The sequence below is a fragment of the Anaerobacillus arseniciselenatis genome, from assembly GCF_001865995.1.
GTDB classification, from domain to species: domain Bacteria; phylum Bacillota; class Bacilli; order Bacillales; family Anaerobacillaceae; genus Anaerobacillus; species Anaerobacillus arseniciselenatis.
This window is the reverse complement of record NZ_MLQQ01000045.1, coordinates 60,162-77,551: the sequence shown is the minus strand read 5'-3', so window position 1 is coordinate 77,551 and position 17,390 is coordinate 60,162. Positions and strand designations below refer to the sequence as shown.

Sequence of the window (17,390 nt, the reverse complement as noted above, 5' to 3'; positions counted from 1 at the left end):
TATGATTAGAAAGTGGTGCGTTGAGAGGGATAAACAAAACTGGGTGACGAATTACGAAAATTATGCTGAAAAAATTTTAGAAAAGTATAAAGCACCAGGAGCTGCCCTTGGTGTTGCTAAAGATGGGGAAGTGGTTTATGAGCGCGGCGTCGGCCACCGAAATGTAGAAGAAAACTTAGAAGTTACGAAAGAGACGATCTTTGGAATTGCTTCGATTACAAAATCGTTTACGGGCGTTGCCATTATGCAGCTACAAGAAGCTGGGAAATTATCTGTAAATGATCGAGCGATTACTTATCTTCCAGAGTTAAAGTTTAATAGTAAAGAGCATACAGAGAAGGTCACGGTTCATCATCTTCTTACACATACGGCAGGTTTACCACCGCTCCCAACTTTATATCATGCGATGAGAAGAACGATGGAAAATGATTCTTCTGTATCTGAAAAGCAGCTTGAAAGATTAAAGGAACATGACCCGATCGATAATTATGATGAGTTAATGAAGTTTATTGGGGAGTTAGAAATTGATTTACTAGGGGAACCTGGGACACAGTTTAGTTATTCAAATGATTCTTACGCGCTATTAGGGGCAATCATTGAAAGAGTAAGTGGCACGCCTTACGATGTTTACGTAACAGAAAATATCCTGAAGCCTGCAGGAATGGATAGGAGTACGTTTGATATTGAAACCGTTTTAAAATCAGATAATGTGACGACTTTATATGCAAAAGATAATGTAGGAGAAAAAGGAGTGTACGCTTCCCGTGCTTGGTGGGATTCAGAGGCAATGTGTGCAGGTGGTTTTCTTCGCTCGACGTTAGCTGATATGCTAAATTACACGGAAATATTCCGTAATGCTGGTTTAGTAGGCAAAAATAGAATCCTTACTCCTGAAAGTGTAAAAGAAATGATCCATCCTCATGTTCAATTTCAGGAAAACAAGTATTATGGGTACGGGTTAATGATCACAGCAAATTTCAACGGTGGAACGCTCGTCGAACATGGTGGTAGCTTAAAAGGCGTTTCATCAAATATGGGGGTAATCCCTGAAAAAGGCTTGGCAAGTGTTGTACTTATCAATTTAGCAGGAGTTCCTGCTTTCAAATTAATGGCAGCATCTTTTAATGCAGCGTTAGGATTTGCACCAGAAAAGCCTGTTGCTACTTACAATGATTATGAAATTTCGATCGAACAGTTAAAGAAATATGTAGGTAATTTTAAATCTGGTGAGGGAGTTGAGATGTCTGTGAAAATAGAAGACAATCAGCTGCATTTTGAAAATGAGGGGATCACATACAAGATGAGGCCAGTAGGGGAGCATTTATTTACCATCGAAATGAACGAAGCAGAAACACCGATTCGATTCTTATTTAATGAAAAAAATGAAATGTATGGTTTATTTCTAGGTGTTCGTCAAATATTGAAAGAAAAAGTAAAAGATGAAGTTGCCAAGTAAAAAACGTGGGTGTTCCAAAACAAGTGTCAGACACCGTTCTTGCGCGTGATGCCTGACACTTTTGGGACACCCTCTTAAATGTACCTAATTATGATTAAAAGCTACCTTTTCTTGGAATCTTCTGCATTTTTAGCTATAAGTTCAACTTGAACATTTACGGAATTTCTACCCGTACGTTCTACACCTATGATTTTTCCTTTACGCCCTTTAATTTTTACCCCAGCACCTTCTTCAGGTACATTTTTGAGAAGCTGACTTAAGATAAGTTCTTCTTTTTCATAAAAATTCACATTTACCATTTGCCTCACCCATTTCATCTAAGCTTTTAAGTATCTTCAGTATGAAATATATGATGGGATTTTCGATTTAATTCTAAGGAATTCATTCAATTACTGATAGAGTTGGATAAGTGGAGGTCAACTATAGAATTAATTCCGATAGCAGCTTTCCTTCGAACTAATATTCATAAAGGTTGCTAGCGGACATGAGATACGTTATTTTATTGAAAATTGCTATATTTCAACGTTAAGCGGACATCAGATCCTCTATTTGCTGAAAATACCTTCGATCCAGGCTGTTTTTTAAAAAATAACGTATCGTATGTCCTCTAAATCAAGAAAATGGCTAAAATTCAAGAAATAGCGGAACGTATGTCCGCTAAGCTATTGCAACCAAAATTTCTCCATGTCTGACATTTCTCGATTAAAAGCGTACGGAAGCGTAGACAGGCACGGTTAAAATTGTTGTTACAATCCTATAGGCAACTCATATAAATAAAGTAAAAGCTAACAGGAGTTGAAATCTATGGACAAACAAAATAGTAAATTTAGATGGGTAGTATTTGCTTCCGTGCTGTTTACGTATTTGTTAATGGCGAGCCAAAGAACAGCTCCTGGTTTAATAACGGATCAATTGATGACCGATTTTAGTGTAACTGCTTCAACGATTGGACTATTAACGAGTATTCAGTTTTTAGTTTACACAAGTTTGCAAATTCCGATGGGGATTTTGGCTGATCGATATGGTCCTAATTTTTTTCTCATCATTGGTGCAGCCCTTGTAGGTGTAGGAACCATCATCTATAGTTTCGGTACGCATGAGCTTGTTTTGTTTTTTGCAAGAATTTTAACAGGGACGGGGGATGCGACGATCTGGGTTAACATGGTATTAATTTTAAGTCAATGGTTTCGTGCCAAAGAATTTGTTCGATTCATAGGTTTAGCAGGGATGACCGGAAGCCTCGGTTTTCTTTTAGCGACTGTCCCTTTCTCCTTATGGATTGAACTACTAGGCTGGAGAGGAGCCTTTTTTTCCGCTGGGCTATTATTGTGTGGATGTGGGCTACTGCTTTACTTTGTACTGATAAAAAAACCGAAACAACTCTTTCCCAACGAGCCCGTCGTTTTAGAAAACGAAATAAAACGTGAAAAAATAATGGTTATATTAAGGAGAATATTTTCAACGCGGCAAGCATGGGCTTTATTCTTTTGTCATTTCGGGCTTGTCGGCGGGTATTTAGGTTTTATTAGTTCGTGGGCAGTGCCATACGGGATGAATGTCTATGAAATGACCCGTTCTGGTGCAAGTCAACTCATTATGATTGGTTTGATCGGCGCACTGATTGGAGCCCCACTAACTAGTTGGATTGCAAGTCGCTTAGAAACAATTAAACGCCCTTATGTCGTTGTTCATTTCATTATTTTTATGAGTTGGTCTTCATTTCTTATCTTTCAAGGCCATCCGCCCGTTCCTTTACTAATTATCCTTTTCTTTATTATTGGTTTTGGTTTTGGAGCAAGTGCCTTAACTTTTGCCGTCGTGCGCCAATCTTTTCCAATGAAAGAATCTGGGCTCGTTTCTGGCTTTGCAAATACAGGTGGCTTCTTGAGTGCGGTATTGTTGCCAAGCATTTTTGGTAGGATATTGGATCATTTTAATTCTGCTTCAAGTCACTTAAGTGCCGGATACAACTACGGTTTCATCATTCCAGTGATTTTTTCGATGATTGGACTCATTGGAGTGATGAGCATTAGTGAAAAACAAAAGAATGCAGAAAAGATTCTTATGTAAGGTTGTGGTGTATTTAAACGATCTACTTTTCTTGAAAAGAAGCTGGAAAAATATATGATAAATTTGGAGAAGTCCCTTGCAAAAGTTTATGTAATGTTGTTTAATGAATTTAGAAAATTAAATATTTTAAGCTTAAAAGTGCTTAATACTAAATAGTATTGAGATAATAGGGAAATCGGTGAGAAACCGATGCAGCCCCCGCTACTGTAAGCGCTGATGAAATTGCGATAATCCACTGACAATAACGTCGGGAAGGAAGCAAAAGTAAGTAGAAGCGTAAGCCAGGAAACCTGCTTTTAAAGTTGTTTGTATTATTCTTCGGAGGGAAGGATAGGATTCATGATGTATAGTTTTGTTTTAAAACTATCAATATATGTATTCTTAATCCTTAACTTCGTGTTAAGGATTTTTTGTTTGAAAGTTGGTTTGTTGGTTAGTGGCTAGTTGGTTAGGACACCCACCCGACTTTTCATGTTAGATGGTGGCGGCAGGCATGCCGCCATGAAGGCTTTGTATGGAAAAATTAAATATCATAAAGAGGTAATAAAATGACAGAACGACGCATCGTCATCGCAGGAACTGGTAGTGGAGTAGGAAAAACGACGATAACGATTGGGTTAATGGCGGCATTGAAAAAAAGGGGGTTGGTTGTTCAAGGATTTAAATGTGGTCCTGATTATATTGATCCTACTTATCATACGGCTGTCACCAAAAGAACATCACGAAATCTCGATAGTTGGATGTTAAATGAAGAAATTGTGAAAGGGATATTAAAAAACGGAAGTATAGGAGCGGATATATCCATTATAGAAGGGGTGATGGGCTTTTATGATGGGAAAGATCCAAGAAGCGATAAAGGAAGCACCGCCGATATTAGTGTTGTTACCAATAGCCCAGTCATCCTTGTCGTTAATTGTGCAAGTATGGCTCGCAGTGCAGCAGCCATTGTCAAAGGGTTTCAGTGTTTATCTGAAGAGGTGAATGTAGTAGGTGTCATTGCCAATCGTGTAGGTAGTGATGGGCATTTTCAGCTTGTAAAAACCGCGATCGAACAAGAGTGTCAAGTTCCGGTGATTGGTTATTTACAGCGTGAAATCGATATTGAAATTCCAGAAAGACACCTAGGCTTAATTCCATCAATTGAACGAGGTGAGCTTGACGGATTTTTTGATCGTTTAGGTGACTTAATTCTTGAAACCATCAATATTGAACACTTGCTTGAGCTCTCTAAAACAGATCCTTTAGAATTAGATGATACTCTCTCACTCTATTATAAAAAAGCAGAGACAACTTGTCGTATCGCTGTTGCCAAGGATGCCGCATTTAACTTTTATTATCAAGAAAACTTAGAGTTGCTAGAAGCACACGGAGCAGAACTCGTTTATTTTTCTCCTTTGGCAGGTGAGGTATTACCAGAAAATGTCGATGGTTTATACCTTGGTGGAGGTTTTCCTGAAGAATTTGTCGATAATCTTGCAAAAGAAAAAGAAGTAAAAGAATCGATCAAGGTAGCGATTGAAGCGGGAATGCCTACCTTAGCTGAATGTGGAGGGTTTATGTATTTAACCGAAGCGATAGTTACAACGAATCAAAAAGAGTATGAAATGCTCGGAATCATTCCTGGAAAAGTAGAAATGCAAACTAGACTTGCTGTGCTTGGCTATCGCGAGGTTAGTGGGAAGAATGGGAACTTTCTTTTACTAAATGGTGTAAAAGCGAAAGGGCATGAGTTTCATTATTCTACTTTTCATTCGAAAAAGGAAATTCCTTATGCCTATGAAACAAAAGGAATGCGTGGCGTCACTTCTGAAGGATATATGGCTCTAAATCTAGTTGCTGGTTACACACATTTCCATTTTGCCTCTTGTCCTCAAATGGTAGAAAACTGGATACAAAAATGTAAGGAGAAAAAAGTATATGCGTAAAGCTCTGCCTCTTATGATCCAAGGTACTCATTCAGATTCAGGGAAAAGTGTATTAGTAACTGCCTTTTGTAGAATATTTTCACAGGATGGATACAGTACTGCCCCATTCAAATCACAAAACATGGCTTTAAATTCTTACATTACGATTGACGGTAAAGAAATAGGAAGGGCGCAAGGTGTTCAGGCCGAGGCTGCCGGTGTGATTGCAACTACGGATATGAATCCGATTTTAATCAAACCGAACCGTGAAAATGAGTCGCAAATTGTCGTTCACGGCAAGCCTTACAGAAATATGCAAGCAGGCGAATATCGAAAAGAGTTTTTTTATCAAGGGTTACAGCTTATTGAAGAAGCACTCAGTTCTTTATCGAATCAATATGAACGAATCGTCATTGAGGGGGCGGGTAGCCCAGCAGAGGTGAACTTAAATGATCGTGAACTTGTGAATATGCGGGTTGCTAACATTGCAGATGCACCGGTGATTCTTGTTGGTGATATTGATAAAGGTGGCGTTTTTGCTAGCTTAGTAGGAACACTACAGCTGTTATCTCCAGAAGATCGTGATCGAGTCATTGGTGTAATCATTAATAAATTCCATGGTGATATTAAACTTTTAGAACCCGGCTTAACATGGTTTGAACAGTATACGGGCAAGCCAGTTCTTGGAGTGATCCCTTATTTATCAAACTTAAATATTGAAGCGGAAGATTCGGTCATTCTTGATCAATATAAACCTGATGAAGATCAAACAAAAGATATTGATATTGCAGTGATTCGCTATCCGAAAATTTCAAACTTTACAGATGTCGACCCGTTCTTTTTAGAACCTGATTGTCATGTTCGCTTTATAACAAAGGCAGAACAGTTAAAACAGCCGGATCTGATTATTTTACCAGGAAGTAAAAATACGATTGAGGATTTAATGTTTTTGAAAAACTCTGGTTTGAAAGAGGCAATTATCGCCCTACATAAAAATACGAATGCAACAATTTTTGGCGTGTGTGGTGGCTTTCAAATGCTCGGGTCATCGATTGACGATCCTTACAACATAGAATCCCCTTATTTAATGGAGGATGGACTAAAGTTATTTCCTTTAAAAACGACGATTACTCAAGAAAAAACAACGGTTTTATCAGAGGGAACCCTCTCTTTTGGAGGTGTTTTAACCGATGTATCAGGCTATGAAATTCATATGGGGCAGACTGCTTTTGAAGGAGAATTTCAATCTTTCATTGAATTGGAAGATCGAAATGAAGGTTGTAAAAGTGAAGATGAACGTGTTTTAGGCACATATTTTCATGGGATTTTTCACAATGACGAATTTAGAAAACAATTATTAAACAAGCTCCGCGTACAAAAGGGGTTAGCTGAAATAACAGAGCGAGTTTCTTTTCAGCAAATTCGTGAAAAAGCGTTTGATCGATTAGCAGATCACGTACGGAAACACGTTCAATTAGATGTAATAAATGAAAAAATAAATCACGATCAAATGAAGGAGATGAATAAAAATGACCATCATTAAAACAAACTCTATACCAGCTCTTGATATTGAAACAGGTCGTACCGTAGAAAACTATATGAATACTTTAACGAAACCACCTGGGAGCCTAGGTAGATTAGAAGAATTAGCGATTACCATAGCAGAAATGACTTCTGATGAATTTCCCACAGTAACCCCACCTGGAGTGATTGTTTTTGCTGCAGATCACGGAGTCACAACTGAAGGGGTTTCTGCATTTCCCCAGGAAGTAACAGCGCAAATGGTGAAAAACTTTTTAACGGGTGGAGCTGCGATTAATGTTTTTAGTAAACAAATTTCGGCACAACTAAAAATTGTTGATATCGGGGTTGCCACTGACATAGAAGGTGAAGATTTAATAAGTAAAAAAATTCGCAACGGTACAGCGAATTTTTGCCAAGAAGATGCCATGACGAAAGAAGAAGCAGAAAAAGCGATTGATATTGGATTTACACAAGCAGAAGAGTTCATTAAAAAAGGGGTAAAATGCCTGATCTTAGGAGAAATGGGAATCGGAAATACGACAACGAGCAGTGCCATTTTGGCCGCGATAAGTGGGAAGGACGTTCAATCACTTGTTGGTTTTGGGACTGGTATTCCAAAGGAAAAAATAGTTCATAAACAACAGGTCATTGAAAGAGCGTTAAAAGCAAGAAAGCCTGATCCTTCTGATCCAATCGATATCCTTGTGAAAATTGGTGGTTTAGAAATCGCAGCTATGGCAGGAGCAATGCTAGCAGCGGCTAGTAGGCGAGTCCCAATCCTTGTTGACGGGTTTATTTGCACAGTAGCCGCACTTATCGCAAAACTTATAGATAGTAGAGCCGCAAACTATATGATCGTTAGTCATCGCTCAGTGGAGCCAGGTCATAAAACAGCCGTCCAACTTTTAGAGAAGGAGCCTCTCATCGATTTAGGATTACGCTTAGGGGAAGGAAGCGGTGCCGCTGTTGCCCACCCAATCTTACAATCTGCAACATTAATGTTGAAAGAAATGGCAACCTTTACTTCAGCAGGTGTTAGTGATAAAAAATACTGATTGATAATAGTCAACAAGGAGAGGTGGTAAGCGCCATGAATGTAGGTAAAGTTGAGGATAATTGTAACGAAGGCTTAACCTTAGTATATACAGGAGATGGAAAAGGAAAAACAACAGCTGCCCTTGGCTTAGCTATTCGAGCTAAAGGGCAGGGGAAAAAAGTTTTAGTTCTTCAATTTATTAAGTCTCCAGAACGTACCTATGGAGAAAAGATGATGTTTGATGAGATAGGAATTGAGATGCACCAATTAGGGAGTGGTTTTACATGGACGAAGACACCCGAAGAACACCGCGATAAGCTTTATAAAGCGTGGGAATTTACTAAAGAGAAAGTATTATCAGGGGACTATGATGTCATTATTTTAGACGAATTAAACAATGCCCTTGCTATCGAACGTTTCCCAATTGATGATGTACTTCCATTAAATGAAGTCGTAGATGTTATTCGAAATCGTCCTAAACATATCCATTTGACAATTACAGGCCGTTCCGCAAAGCAGGAAATCATAAATATTGCAGATTTAGTAACTGAAATGCATCCAATGAAACATTATTATGATGAAAGAATTCCTGCCGTTCAAGGAATTGAATTTTAAAAGGCAAACTTTTTCCATTATGGAGTAAAACAATAACTATGGAGTAAAACAATAACGATTTGGCAGGCAATTGAACGAGCTATGGAAGCGCGTTTTAGAAGGAGAAGAAAAATCTCATAATGCCCAAATGGATGTCGTGCTTTCATTATGGAACAATGAATTAATAAAGTTGTATCCGCATGGTGTCAGATTCTTTTGGGCCACCCTCTTTCTGGCGGTTACTTATTTTCCAATATTATTTTCTTAACCTCTTTTTCCGATAATTGGGTGACTGTAGTAATTGTTTTCATGTCACAACCTTGGTCAAGCAAGCGGAATATCATTTCTTTCCTTTCTTTCTCAATGCCTTTTTGAATTCCTTCTTCTAGGCCTTTCTCAATGCCTTTTTCAATCCCTTCTTCAAAGCCTTTCCGTTCCCATGAGTTCATAAGTTCCACTACTTTCACCCTTTCTTCTTTTTCTAAAAGCTGAACATCCTCGTTTAAATTTATAGGTAGATAGCACTCGAAGAAACCAGAAACTAGGGCCATTCGCGCTTTATCGTATCTTGTTTCAAGTTTAATTAGCATGCGAAAGAATTCTCGCTTTAACTCATCCTGCTCTGTTTTTGTGTAGTTCATCTTACTTAATAATGCTGCAGTTACTGGGTTTTCATCTTTTATATATTCTCTCCAATTCTTTTTGTTTAGTTCTAGCGTCAAGAACTCGAATTGCATAATTGGTAATGTCGGTATTGATATTTGGAATGTGTTAGGTTCATTTTTTCTTTCATCATAACTATACACAGCAATTGGAATAATCGCTTTTCGATGTTTTTCATATAGTCGGCTAAAGTAGATAAACATCCGCTCAGCGAAGTCTTTTTGATAATAAGCTTGGGTTTCTGTATGAACGATAATCGCTACATCTTTCCCTTTTAGCTTCGTTTTCACAAGGATGTCTACGCGCCGTTCTTCGCCTTTAATTATATCAGTGAATAGTTCTTCTGACAAAAAGGTAAGTTGATTAAATTCAACCTCTTCATTACTTGATACCTGTGCTTAAGCATGGTATAAGTGTAAAAGAAACAGGGGCATTTTGGGTTTAATTTTGGGAACAAGGTTTGGCCTCGATCCTATAATAATGAGAGGATTTGAATTTGAATATGAAAGAAAATTTTTGGCGTGATTTACCACGACCTTTTTTTATACTGGCACCAATGGAAGAAGTGACGGATGTTGTTTTTCGCCATGTAGTGAGTGAAGCAGCCAGACCAGATGTGTTTTTTACAGAGTTTGCAAACAGTGAGAGTTATTGTCACCCCGAGGGAAATAAAAGTGTACGTGGGCGTTTGACTTTTACAGAAGATGAACAACCAATTGTAGCCCATATATGGGGAGATAAACCTGAAAACTTTCGGCAAATGAGTATTGGTATGGCGAAACTTGGGTTTAGGGGTGTGGATATCAATATGGGCTGTCCTGTACCTAATGTGGCACGGCATGGGAAGGGAAGTGGCCTTATTCGACGTCCAGAAGTTGCAGCAGATTTAATACAAGCAGCAAAGGCAGGCGGATTGCCGGTAAGTGTCAAGACAAGGCTTGGTTACACGGATATCGACGAATGGCACGAATGGCTGACTCACATATTGAGACAAGATATTGCAAATCTTTCCATTCATCTGCGGACAAGAGAGGAAATGAGTAAAGTAGATGCGCATTGGGAGCTGATCCCGGAGATTAAAGAACTTCGTGACCGAATAGCACCAGATACACTCTTGACAATCAATGGCGATATTCTTGATCGTCAAACTGGCTTGAAGCTCGCCCGCCAATATGGTGTTGATGGGGTTATGATTGGCCGTGGTATTTTCAATAATCCATTTGCCTTTGAAAAAGAGCCGAAAGATCATAGCAGTAAGGAATTACTTGATCTTTTACGAATGCATATGGATCTCCATGATAAATATTCAGGATTAGAGCTACGTCCGTTTAAGGCTCTTCATCGCTTTTTTAAGATATATGTCAAGGGATTTCGAGGGGCAAGTGAATTGAGAAATCAACTAATGAACACAGAGTCAACAGATGAAGTGCGTGAATTGCTCGATAAATTTCAATCAAAGAAATTTGAGGGCATGGAGGAATAGTAGGAGTGCCCCCATTCCGCGGACAGGGGGACAGGTATGTCCCGCTAGAAAATGAAGAGGATGACTACAAAATGAAGGTAAGTAAACGCATGAATCGAAATAGGCAAAAGGACCGGCAACAACTGCCGGTCTTAATGAATGATCGTCTATTGAGTTTCATCTTCTCTAATGGATTGACTTAGTTTGTAAATCATATATTGATTTAACGAAACGCCTTCTTGTTTAGCCTCACCAGCTAATCTCCAATGAAGTGTTTTTGGCATTCTTAGAACAATTTTACCACTAGGCAATTCATTTGGTTCTGGAATTGGGTCTCCATATTCCAGTTTAATTTCAATATAATCCTGTTTCACTTCTTCAAGTTCTTCTAAGAGTTCTTCTACTGTGTCCGATGTAGTATGACACCCATCTAATTCTGCTATTTTCCCATAATAATAAGGTTTTTCTTCGTCTTTGACCTTGTTTATTACTACTGTATAGTCAAGAGACATATAATAATTAATATCTTTAACTTTTATGTTAGACATGACACCATCTCCTTAGATTTCGTTAATTCTACTTAAACAATCTTCGATGTAAGAGATTTTTAAAGGATTTTCTTCTTTTAAAACTATTAAATCACCTGCATCATTTCGGAAATGCCTGTGCGAACCTTTCTTTCTTACCAATATGTAACCGAAATGATTAAGAACCTTTGCTGCATCTGCATACCGTATTCCTCTAGGTTGAGTTTTCATTTTTTCTTATTTTTTCAACACTAGCCACTTCAGCACCTCTTTATAATATAGTATCACATTTAGTATCATTATAACCCTTTTATGTTAAAAATATATATAAAGTTCTAGCAAAAGACCTAACCAGTCATCTAGTGTTAATCCTCAAGCGGACAGGGGGACAGGTACATTGTCCCACTAGAAAATGAAGAGGATGACTACAAAATGAGGGTAAGTAAACTAGAGCTATACGTGAGATAATCTACATTGCGGTAGTTGTGTATTTACTTTCATTTTTGCTTTTATGAAAACCACAACCAAAAAGAGGGTGGGCTAAAACAAGTGACAGGCACCGTTTCGAAACTTGTATGTTAAAATGCAATTAAAGGTAAACTTTCTTTTAGGGTTTTGGGTGAATATATAAAGAGAAGAAGGGGTGAATGATTTGAGTAATCATGAAGAAAGAACAGATTTACCTGCGAATTTCGATGAATTAAAAAAGTCCATCAATAGAACAGCAAATTGGCGGGAACGATTGGACGCGGTGGAAGAGTTGGGGAAGTGGAAGACGAGAGAGACGATTGAATTGTTAAAGCATAGCATGACAGGTGATTCGGTTTATAAAGTTCAGGAAGCTGCTTACCGTCAACTTCAAGCCTTAGGAGAACAGGTAACAATGCCGGAACAGAAGGAAGGCGATGCCATTAAAGATACGAAAAAAATCCTTGTTCGTATAAAAAAGAGCTTGCCTAAGGATCACTCCTATGAAGATTTCAAAGAAAAACTGAAAAAGATGAGAATTGATGTGTATGATACATATGAAGGAGAAAAGGGTACGGATTTTGATAAGTGGCTTGAGCAATTGTGGTCTGAATTACGGACGAGATAATTTAAAAGACAGTTCAAAAAGCTCCGTTTTTGAGCTTTTTGAACCTCCAACATTAACAAAGCCTAAATAGAAACTAAAAAAAATGGGGTTAGGGTATGAGTGAACGAAGTTTTGATGAGTATCAGTTAAGTGAGGAAATAAAACGCGCACTTTCATTAATGAAATATGAAATGCCAACAGAGGTTCAAGGGGAAGTAATTCCACTAGCCATGAAAAAGGAAGATCTAGTAGTCAAATCTCAAACGGGTAGCGGGAAGACGGCCGCCTTTGGAATCCCTATTTGTGAAATGATGAATTGGGAGGAAAGAAAGCCCCAAGCGTTAATTCTCACACCAACAAGGGAGCTTGCAGTTCAAGTTCGGGAGGATATCGCCAATATTGGTAGATTTAAGCGGATCAAAGCCATGGCTGTTTATGGAAAAGAGCCCTTCTCAAAACAAAAAGAGGAATTGAAACAAAGAAATCATGTTGTTGTTGGAACACCTGGTCGGGTACTAGACCATATGGAAAGAGAAACCTTAGCATTGGATGACATTAATTATCTCGTTATTGATGAAGCAGATGAGATGCTAAATATGGGTTTTATCAACGCTGTGGAAGCGATTATTAAAGCACTTCCTGCCAACAGAGTGACGATGGTGTTTTCTGCAACGTTGCCTAAAGATGTCGAAAATCTTTGTCATAAATATATGGAAAATCCTAAGCATATTGAGCCAGCGTCTTCAGGGGTTACTACTGCTTCGATTGAACATCATTTAATTGAGGTTAACCCAAAAGGGAAGTTAACGCTCCTTAAAGATATAACGGTAGTGGAGAATCCAGACAGTTGTATTATTTTCTGCAATACGAAAGAGCATGTGGATTCGGTGTTTACCGAATTAGAACTTGCTAATTATTCTTGTGAAAAACTTCATGGTGGATTAGAGCAAGAAAACCGTTTTTCCGTCATGGACGGTTTTAAAAAGGGGAATTTCCGTTATCTTGTTGCGACCGATGTTGCTGCTAGGGGAATTGATGTTGACAATGTATCGTTAGTCATTAACTATGACGTACCCATGGAAAAAGAAGGTTATGTTCACCGAACAGGAAGAACGGGCCGTTCTGGTAATAAAGGAAAAGCGATTACGTTTGCTACACCAAACGATGGGAAGTCCCTTAAAGGGATCGAAAAGTACATTGGTTTTTCCATACCGCTCATGGAGGCACCTTGTGAGGAGGCAATTTCTAGAGGAAAAGCTGCTTTTGATGAAAAAATTAGTGGCCGTCGAGTCGTTAGAAATAATAAAACGGCACGGATAAATAAAGATATTATGAAGCTCCATTTTAGTGGTGGGAAAAAGAAGAAGCTTCGACCAGTAGATTTTGTTGGAACGATTGCTAATATTCCTGGGGTAACGGTAGAGGATATTGGGATTATCACTATCCAAGATACGTTAACCTACGTTGATATTCATAATGGAAAAGGTTCGTTAGTGTTAGAAGCAATGGAAAATACAACGATCAAAGGAAAGAAACTGAAGGTTAGCTTAGCCATTAAAGCTTGACATTTTGAATTTAAATTGTTATTATAAAAAAGAATTATTTTTGTTCGTTCTTTAAGGAAAGAATTAGTATTTAAACTTTTCCCCTTTGATAATTGAGCAATAATAGTAATAAATAGTGGAACACATCCACACAGGAGGAAACAAACATGGAACAAGGTACAGTAAAATGGTTTAACGCAGAAAAAGGATTCGGATTCATCGAGGTTGAAGGTGGAGACGATGTATTCGTACATTTCTCAGCTATCCAAGGCGAAGGGTTTAAATCTTTAGATGAAGGTCAAAAAGTTACTTTTGACGTTGAGCAAGGTCAACGTGGACCTCAAGCTACTAACGTAAACAAGGCATAATTATTAAAGGACTCTTTTATAGAGTCCTTTTTTTGTTGTCAGGAAATTATAAATACAAATCATTTGTGGATAACATTTTAACACGAAAGCTGTCTAGCTTCAGTCGCCATCGGCTCGACCACTTCAGTCCTTCCCTTGCGGTCTAAAACCTGACCGCTACAGGCAGGCCTTCCAGTGGTTTTCGCCGATAGGCGGGCGCCTTGCGCTTTTCTTGTTTGCTGTGACTGTTCGCTGCAAGCTGGATCTTTAGTTAATGAATTGTATCAAAAAAGCTGACTAATTAATGCCGCATCCTAATTAAAACTTAAAAATAGACCAATGTTAAGAAAGAGTCTATATTTTCGTAATTAATGGATTAGACATTTTAGCCAGCCTCAAAGAAAACATGATACAAGTATTAAAATGGTTAGATAGAGCATAACATGTTTTCGTCAAAAAACCTAATAAAATTTCAACTAGGATAATGCCCATTGAGTTCCAGGCACCTTTTTATAGATAAGATGTGACGTGCACTGGTGGGGGTTCGGGACCTTTTCAGAAAGTGAAAGAACGCCCAGTTGGGTATTGGCATTTGTTTTATCGGGGAGTGACACCGATGCGGGAGAGTGGCAAGCAATCCTTTATTAATTGTCTTTAATCATTTATAATTATAAAAAATGCTAAGTGGGTGTTTTAAATGAAACCTATAAAAATTGATAACTTAGACATTAAAAAAGTCGTTCAATCTGGAAATTCGTATATTCAGGTCGGTGAACGAAGATTCTTATTGATGGAAGTCGAAAATTCAAAGGAAACTGATTGTTATGAGGTCACGGACCCAGATGAAGAAAAACAATTGCTAAAAGCTCTAAATGAAAATAACCCAGTCTTATCAGAAGAAGAAATAAAAAACAAATTGGGGAAGTAGCATTGGTATGAAAAGCAGCTTCATTCCGTTTATTAATAAAATCACGCCAGTTTTTGCGTTTCAGTTGTAGTGTGAAATAGTTGAATGTTAGAACATTTTGTGCTTTCCGTGAAACGCCGCTGTGAAACAAGAATTTTCGAGGAGTGACAGGCACTGGCACGAATCAATCTTTGAACTACTTACAAAGATGAATCATGAATTTCAAGAAATGAAAACTGAAATTAATAATTTAAGGTCTGAAATGCACTGTCGTTTTGACAATGTTGATGCAAAATTAGAAGGCATTGGGCTACAGTTTGAATTAACAAATGATTCGCGAATAAATGACGTTGGGTTTATAACTCAATGAATTTCATAATTCATTATTTTCGCCACTAAGATCAATATATAGTTGCGTCAAAACCATTCGCAAACTATATATTTCGTGATGTGGCTCATTTTTGGTAATTATGAAATTCACTCTGATAAAGTTAATAAACTTGAAAAAGAAGTTTTTATTATTAAAACAAATAAAAATTAATGGATGGTAGTATATGCCCTAAAAAGTGTTACGTAAATTCATAGCCACGGAAGTACCTTCTAAATATTTCACTCCAAAAAACTTACCTTTCGAAAACCCATAGATGGAGTTAAAAGAATATATTTTTAAAAAAGCAGTCGACCATCTAGTCGGCTGTATTTTTATATTGAGAGGCGCATGACTTCGGGGAGTGACACCGAGTACCCGAGTACGAAATATAGATTGTAAAAGTTAAGTGCCTGGCACTTAACTTTAAAGGCTGTAAATTTAGGAGAAGATACCGACACTGTCGCAGCCGTTGCTGGCGCTTTTTATATTTGCTTCATATTATTGTATAATCTCCTTATATGATTCTATCAATAAAAAAATAGAGGAGATTAATATGGATCGAAAAACTGGAAAAATGTTACTGGATGCTGTTGAGAGAGCCAAAGTGCATCATAAAACTTTACAGGAGAGGCATGAGGAGAAATCTTGGAAACCAATTAATCTGTCGAGTAACCTTCTGAATGCTCTTAGTAGTTTAACGAAAAATGATTTGGACTCTATCAGGAAAAATTACCAGTTACAAGGTATAAGTTCTTTAAGAAAGCAAGAGCTTGCAATAGAACTTTCTAAGCAAGTCCCGGAAAAGTTTGCGAGTAAACTCTACCTTTTAGATGACGAGCGATATAAGTTAATTAAAAAGATCGTAAATCATTCAGGTTTCCTATACGACTATGATCTTTCATTTAAACAAATAAGTATTCTCAGAGATTATAGTATGATTTTTCCCGGCAAATACGATAATAAAAATGTGTTATTTATGCCAACAGAACTCATTCAAATTTTTAAAGATGCGGACGGGTCGGAGTTAAAACGTGCGATTCAAGAAAATACCGAAATCATACGTATAGTACATGGAATGACTTATTATTATGGAGTTGTCGATAGCACGTACCTTGCTAAGCAGGTTGAAAAATTAACAGGTACAAAAATTGACCGTATGAACTTCTTTACGACACTTTCATTTGCAGCCAAATACCATGGTCAAGTAAAAGAGACGTATGATGGTTACGTTGATTTTCGAATTTTTACACATAGTGATATCGTAAAAGCTCATAAAGAAAGAGCGAATATCGATTATAAATCATTTACAAAAGATCAATTAATTGCAGCTTCTCAAGAATTTTATTTTGAAAAAAATAAGACGATGATGGATTTGCTAAAGTTTTTTAAAGATCATTATGAAATCTCAAATTTAGAGCTCGAGGAAGTAGGGCTTCAATTAGAAAGTTTGATTAAAGAAGAAGCACCACCAAACAAGCTAATTGAATACTTGCAAAGTGTTTTTGAATTTCCAACGTTTGAGTTTGTACAAGACTTAACTGGCAGGCTAATGGATTTGTACAATCATACGCGTTCATGGATTTTAAAAGGCCATACACCAAACGAAATCCATCAATTAGAAAAGAAACATTTGCAGCCCCTAAAAGAAACGCGATTTAGTACAAATGCCGAAGATAATAAAGTTATACAACTGAGCAATTACAAAAAGACAGGCAGAAATGAACCCTGTCCTTGTGGTAGCGGTAAAAAATATAAGAAATGTTGTAAAAATTAAGTAATATATGGATTCACAGGACGGGGGTACAGGTACCTTGTCCCCATATCAGCTAGATGCCAAGTACGAGCAAAGAAAAAATTGTTTTAATCATAACTTGCCACATAGCAAAGAACGTTAATAGCTTCACTAGCTTT

General features: G+C 37.6%; 18 protein-coding genes and 1 riboswitch. Of the genes, 14 read left to right on the top strand and 4 right to left on the bottom strand.

Translation table 11 applies throughout. The features are described 5' to 3' along the window. Positions 1-43: 43 nt before the first annotated feature. Positions 44-1,456, top strand: coding sequence for a serine hydrolase domain-containing protein (locus tag BKP35_RS16955; RefSeq protein ID WP_245741993.1), 1,413 nt, complete (start codon positions 44-46; stop codon positions 1,454-1,456). A gap of 101 nt (positions 1,457-1,557) precedes the next feature. On the opposite strand, the gene BKP35_RS16950 is transcribed toward BKP35_RS16955, so the two are convergent. Continuing rightward, positions 1,558-1,755 carry a hypothetical protein gene (locus BKP35_RS16950; protein ID WP_071314564.1) on the bottom strand — a complete coding sequence of 66 codons (198 nt, stop codon included), beginning with the start codon at positions 1,753-1,755 and terminating at the stop codon, positions 1,558-1,560. A 505-nt stretch (positions 1,756-2,260) separates the two neighbouring features. Here BKP35_RS16950 and BKP35_RS16945 point away from each other — a divergent pair. The 6 genes from BKP35_RS16945 (at position 2,261) to BKP35_RS20290 (ending at position 8,852) form a co-directional block, all read left to right on the top strand. After that, on the top strand, positions 2,261-3,526 hold the full coding sequence (locus BKP35_RS16945) for an MFS transporter (protein WP_071314563.1): 1,266 nt from the start codon (positions 2,261-2,263) through the stop codon (positions 3,524-3,526). A gap of 119 nt (positions 3,527-3,645) precedes the next feature. Beyond that, positions 3,646-3,838, top strand: a riboswitch (cobalamin riboswitch). A gap of 236 nt (positions 3,839-4,074) precedes the next feature. Further along, positions 4,075-5,451 (top strand): cobyrinic acid a,c-diamide synthase CobB, encoded by a 1,377-nt coding sequence (locus tag BKP35_RS16940; protein WP_071314562.1) that lies wholly within the window; start codon positions 4,075-4,077, stop codon positions 5,449-5,451. After that, on the top strand, positions 5,444-6,973 hold the full coding sequence (locus tag BKP35_RS16935) for a cobyric acid synthase (protein ID WP_071314561.1): 1,530 nt from the start codon (positions 5,444-5,446) through the stop codon (positions 6,971-6,973). Before BKP35_RS16940 ends, BKP35_RS16935 begins: the two co-directional genes overlap by 8 nt. Beyond that, on the top strand, positions 6,960-8,009 hold the full coding sequence (gene cobT, locus BKP35_RS16930; RefSeq protein WP_084031720.1) for a nicotinate-nucleotide--dimethylbenzimidazole phosphoribosyltransferase: 1,050 nt from the start codon (positions 6,960-6,962) through the stop codon (positions 8,007-8,009). The genes BKP35_RS16935 and cobT overlap by 14 nt, the downstream gene beginning before the upstream one ends. Before the next feature lie 35 nt (positions 8,010-8,044). Continuing rightward, positions 8,045-8,605: a cob(I)yrinic acid a,c-diamide adenosyltransferase gene (gene cobO / locus BKP35_RS16925; RefSeq protein ID WP_071314560.1), complete on the top strand. Its 561-nt coding sequence runs from the start codon at positions 8,045-8,047 to the stop codon at positions 8,603-8,605. A 70-nt stretch (positions 8,606-8,675) separates the two neighbouring features. Next, complete coding sequence (locus tag BKP35_RS20290) at positions 8,676-8,852, top strand: DUF6979 family protein (RefSeq protein ID WP_420534847.1); 177 nt, start codon at positions 8,676-8,678, stop codon at positions 8,850-8,852. Here BKP35_RS20290 and BKP35_RS16920 read toward each other — a convergent pair. Further along, the gene (locus BKP35_RS16920; protein ID WP_071314559.1) at positions 8,824-9,597 is read right to left on the bottom strand and encodes an RpnC/YadD family protein; all 774 of its coding nucleotides are present in this window, start codon (positions 9,595-9,597) and stop codon (positions 8,824-8,826) included. The genes BKP35_RS20290 and BKP35_RS16920 overlap by 29 nt on opposite strands. A gap of 152 nt (positions 9,598-9,749) precedes the next feature. Between BKP35_RS16920 and BKP35_RS16915 the strand changes: the two genes are divergently transcribed. Further along, on the top strand, positions 9,750-10,730 hold the full coding sequence (locus BKP35_RS16915; protein ID WP_071314588.1) for a tRNA dihydrouridine synthase: 981 nt from the start codon (positions 9,750-9,752) through the stop codon (positions 10,728-10,730). Positions 10,731-10,876: 146 nt separating this feature from the next. On the opposite strand, the gene BKP35_RS16910 is transcribed toward BKP35_RS16915, so the two are convergent. Together BKP35_RS16910 and BKP35_RS16905 are read right to left on the bottom strand one after the other, a co-directional pair. Next, positions 10,877-11,257, bottom strand: a complete 381-nt coding sequence (locus BKP35_RS16910; RefSeq protein ID WP_211274638.1) for a toxin-antitoxin system HicB family antitoxin — start codon at positions 11,255-11,257, stop codon at positions 10,877-10,879. Between the two features lie 12 nt (positions 11,258-11,269). Next, the gene (locus tag BKP35_RS16905) at positions 11,270-11,467 is read right to left on the bottom strand and encodes a type II toxin-antitoxin system HicA family toxin (RefSeq protein ID WP_071314558.1); all 198 of its coding nucleotides are present in this window, start codon (positions 11,465-11,467) and stop codon (positions 11,270-11,272) included. Between the two features lie 421 nt (positions 11,468-11,888). On the opposite strand from BKP35_RS16905, the gene BKP35_RS16900 reads away from it, so the two are divergent. From BKP35_RS16900 to BKP35_RS16875, 6 genes are all read left to right on the top strand, one after another. Further along, positions 11,889-12,332 (top strand): HEAT repeat domain-containing protein, encoded by a 444-nt coding sequence (locus tag BKP35_RS16900; protein ID WP_071314557.1) that lies wholly within the window; start codon positions 11,889-11,891, stop codon positions 12,330-12,332. A gap of 95 nt (positions 12,333-12,427) precedes the next feature. Further along, positions 12,428-13,876 (top strand): DEAD/DEAH box helicase, encoded by a 1,449-nt coding sequence (locus tag BKP35_RS16895; protein ID WP_071314556.1) that lies wholly within the window; start codon positions 12,428-12,430, stop codon positions 13,874-13,876. Positions 13,877-14,022: 146 nt separating this feature from the next. Then, positions 14,023-14,223, top strand: a complete 201-nt coding sequence (locus BKP35_RS16890; RefSeq protein ID WP_071314555.1) for a cold-shock protein — start codon at positions 14,023-14,025, stop codon at positions 14,221-14,223. A gap of 676 nt (positions 14,224-14,899) precedes the next feature. After that, positions 14,900-15,130, top strand: coding sequence for a hypothetical protein (locus tag BKP35_RS16885; protein ID WP_071314554.1), 231 nt, complete (start codon positions 14,900-14,902; stop codon positions 15,128-15,130). A 187-nt stretch (positions 15,131-15,317) separates the two neighbouring features. Further along, positions 15,318-15,479, top strand: a complete 162-nt coding sequence (locus tag BKP35_RS16880) for a hypothetical protein (RefSeq protein WP_169819255.1) — start codon at positions 15,318-15,320, stop codon at positions 15,477-15,479. Positions 15,480-16,032: 553 nt separating this feature from the next. Beyond that, complete coding sequence (locus BKP35_RS16875; RefSeq protein WP_084031719.1) at positions 16,033-17,253, top strand: YecA family protein; 1,221 nt, start codon at positions 16,033-16,035, stop codon at positions 17,251-17,253. Positions 17,254-17,390: the final 137 nt, after the last annotated feature.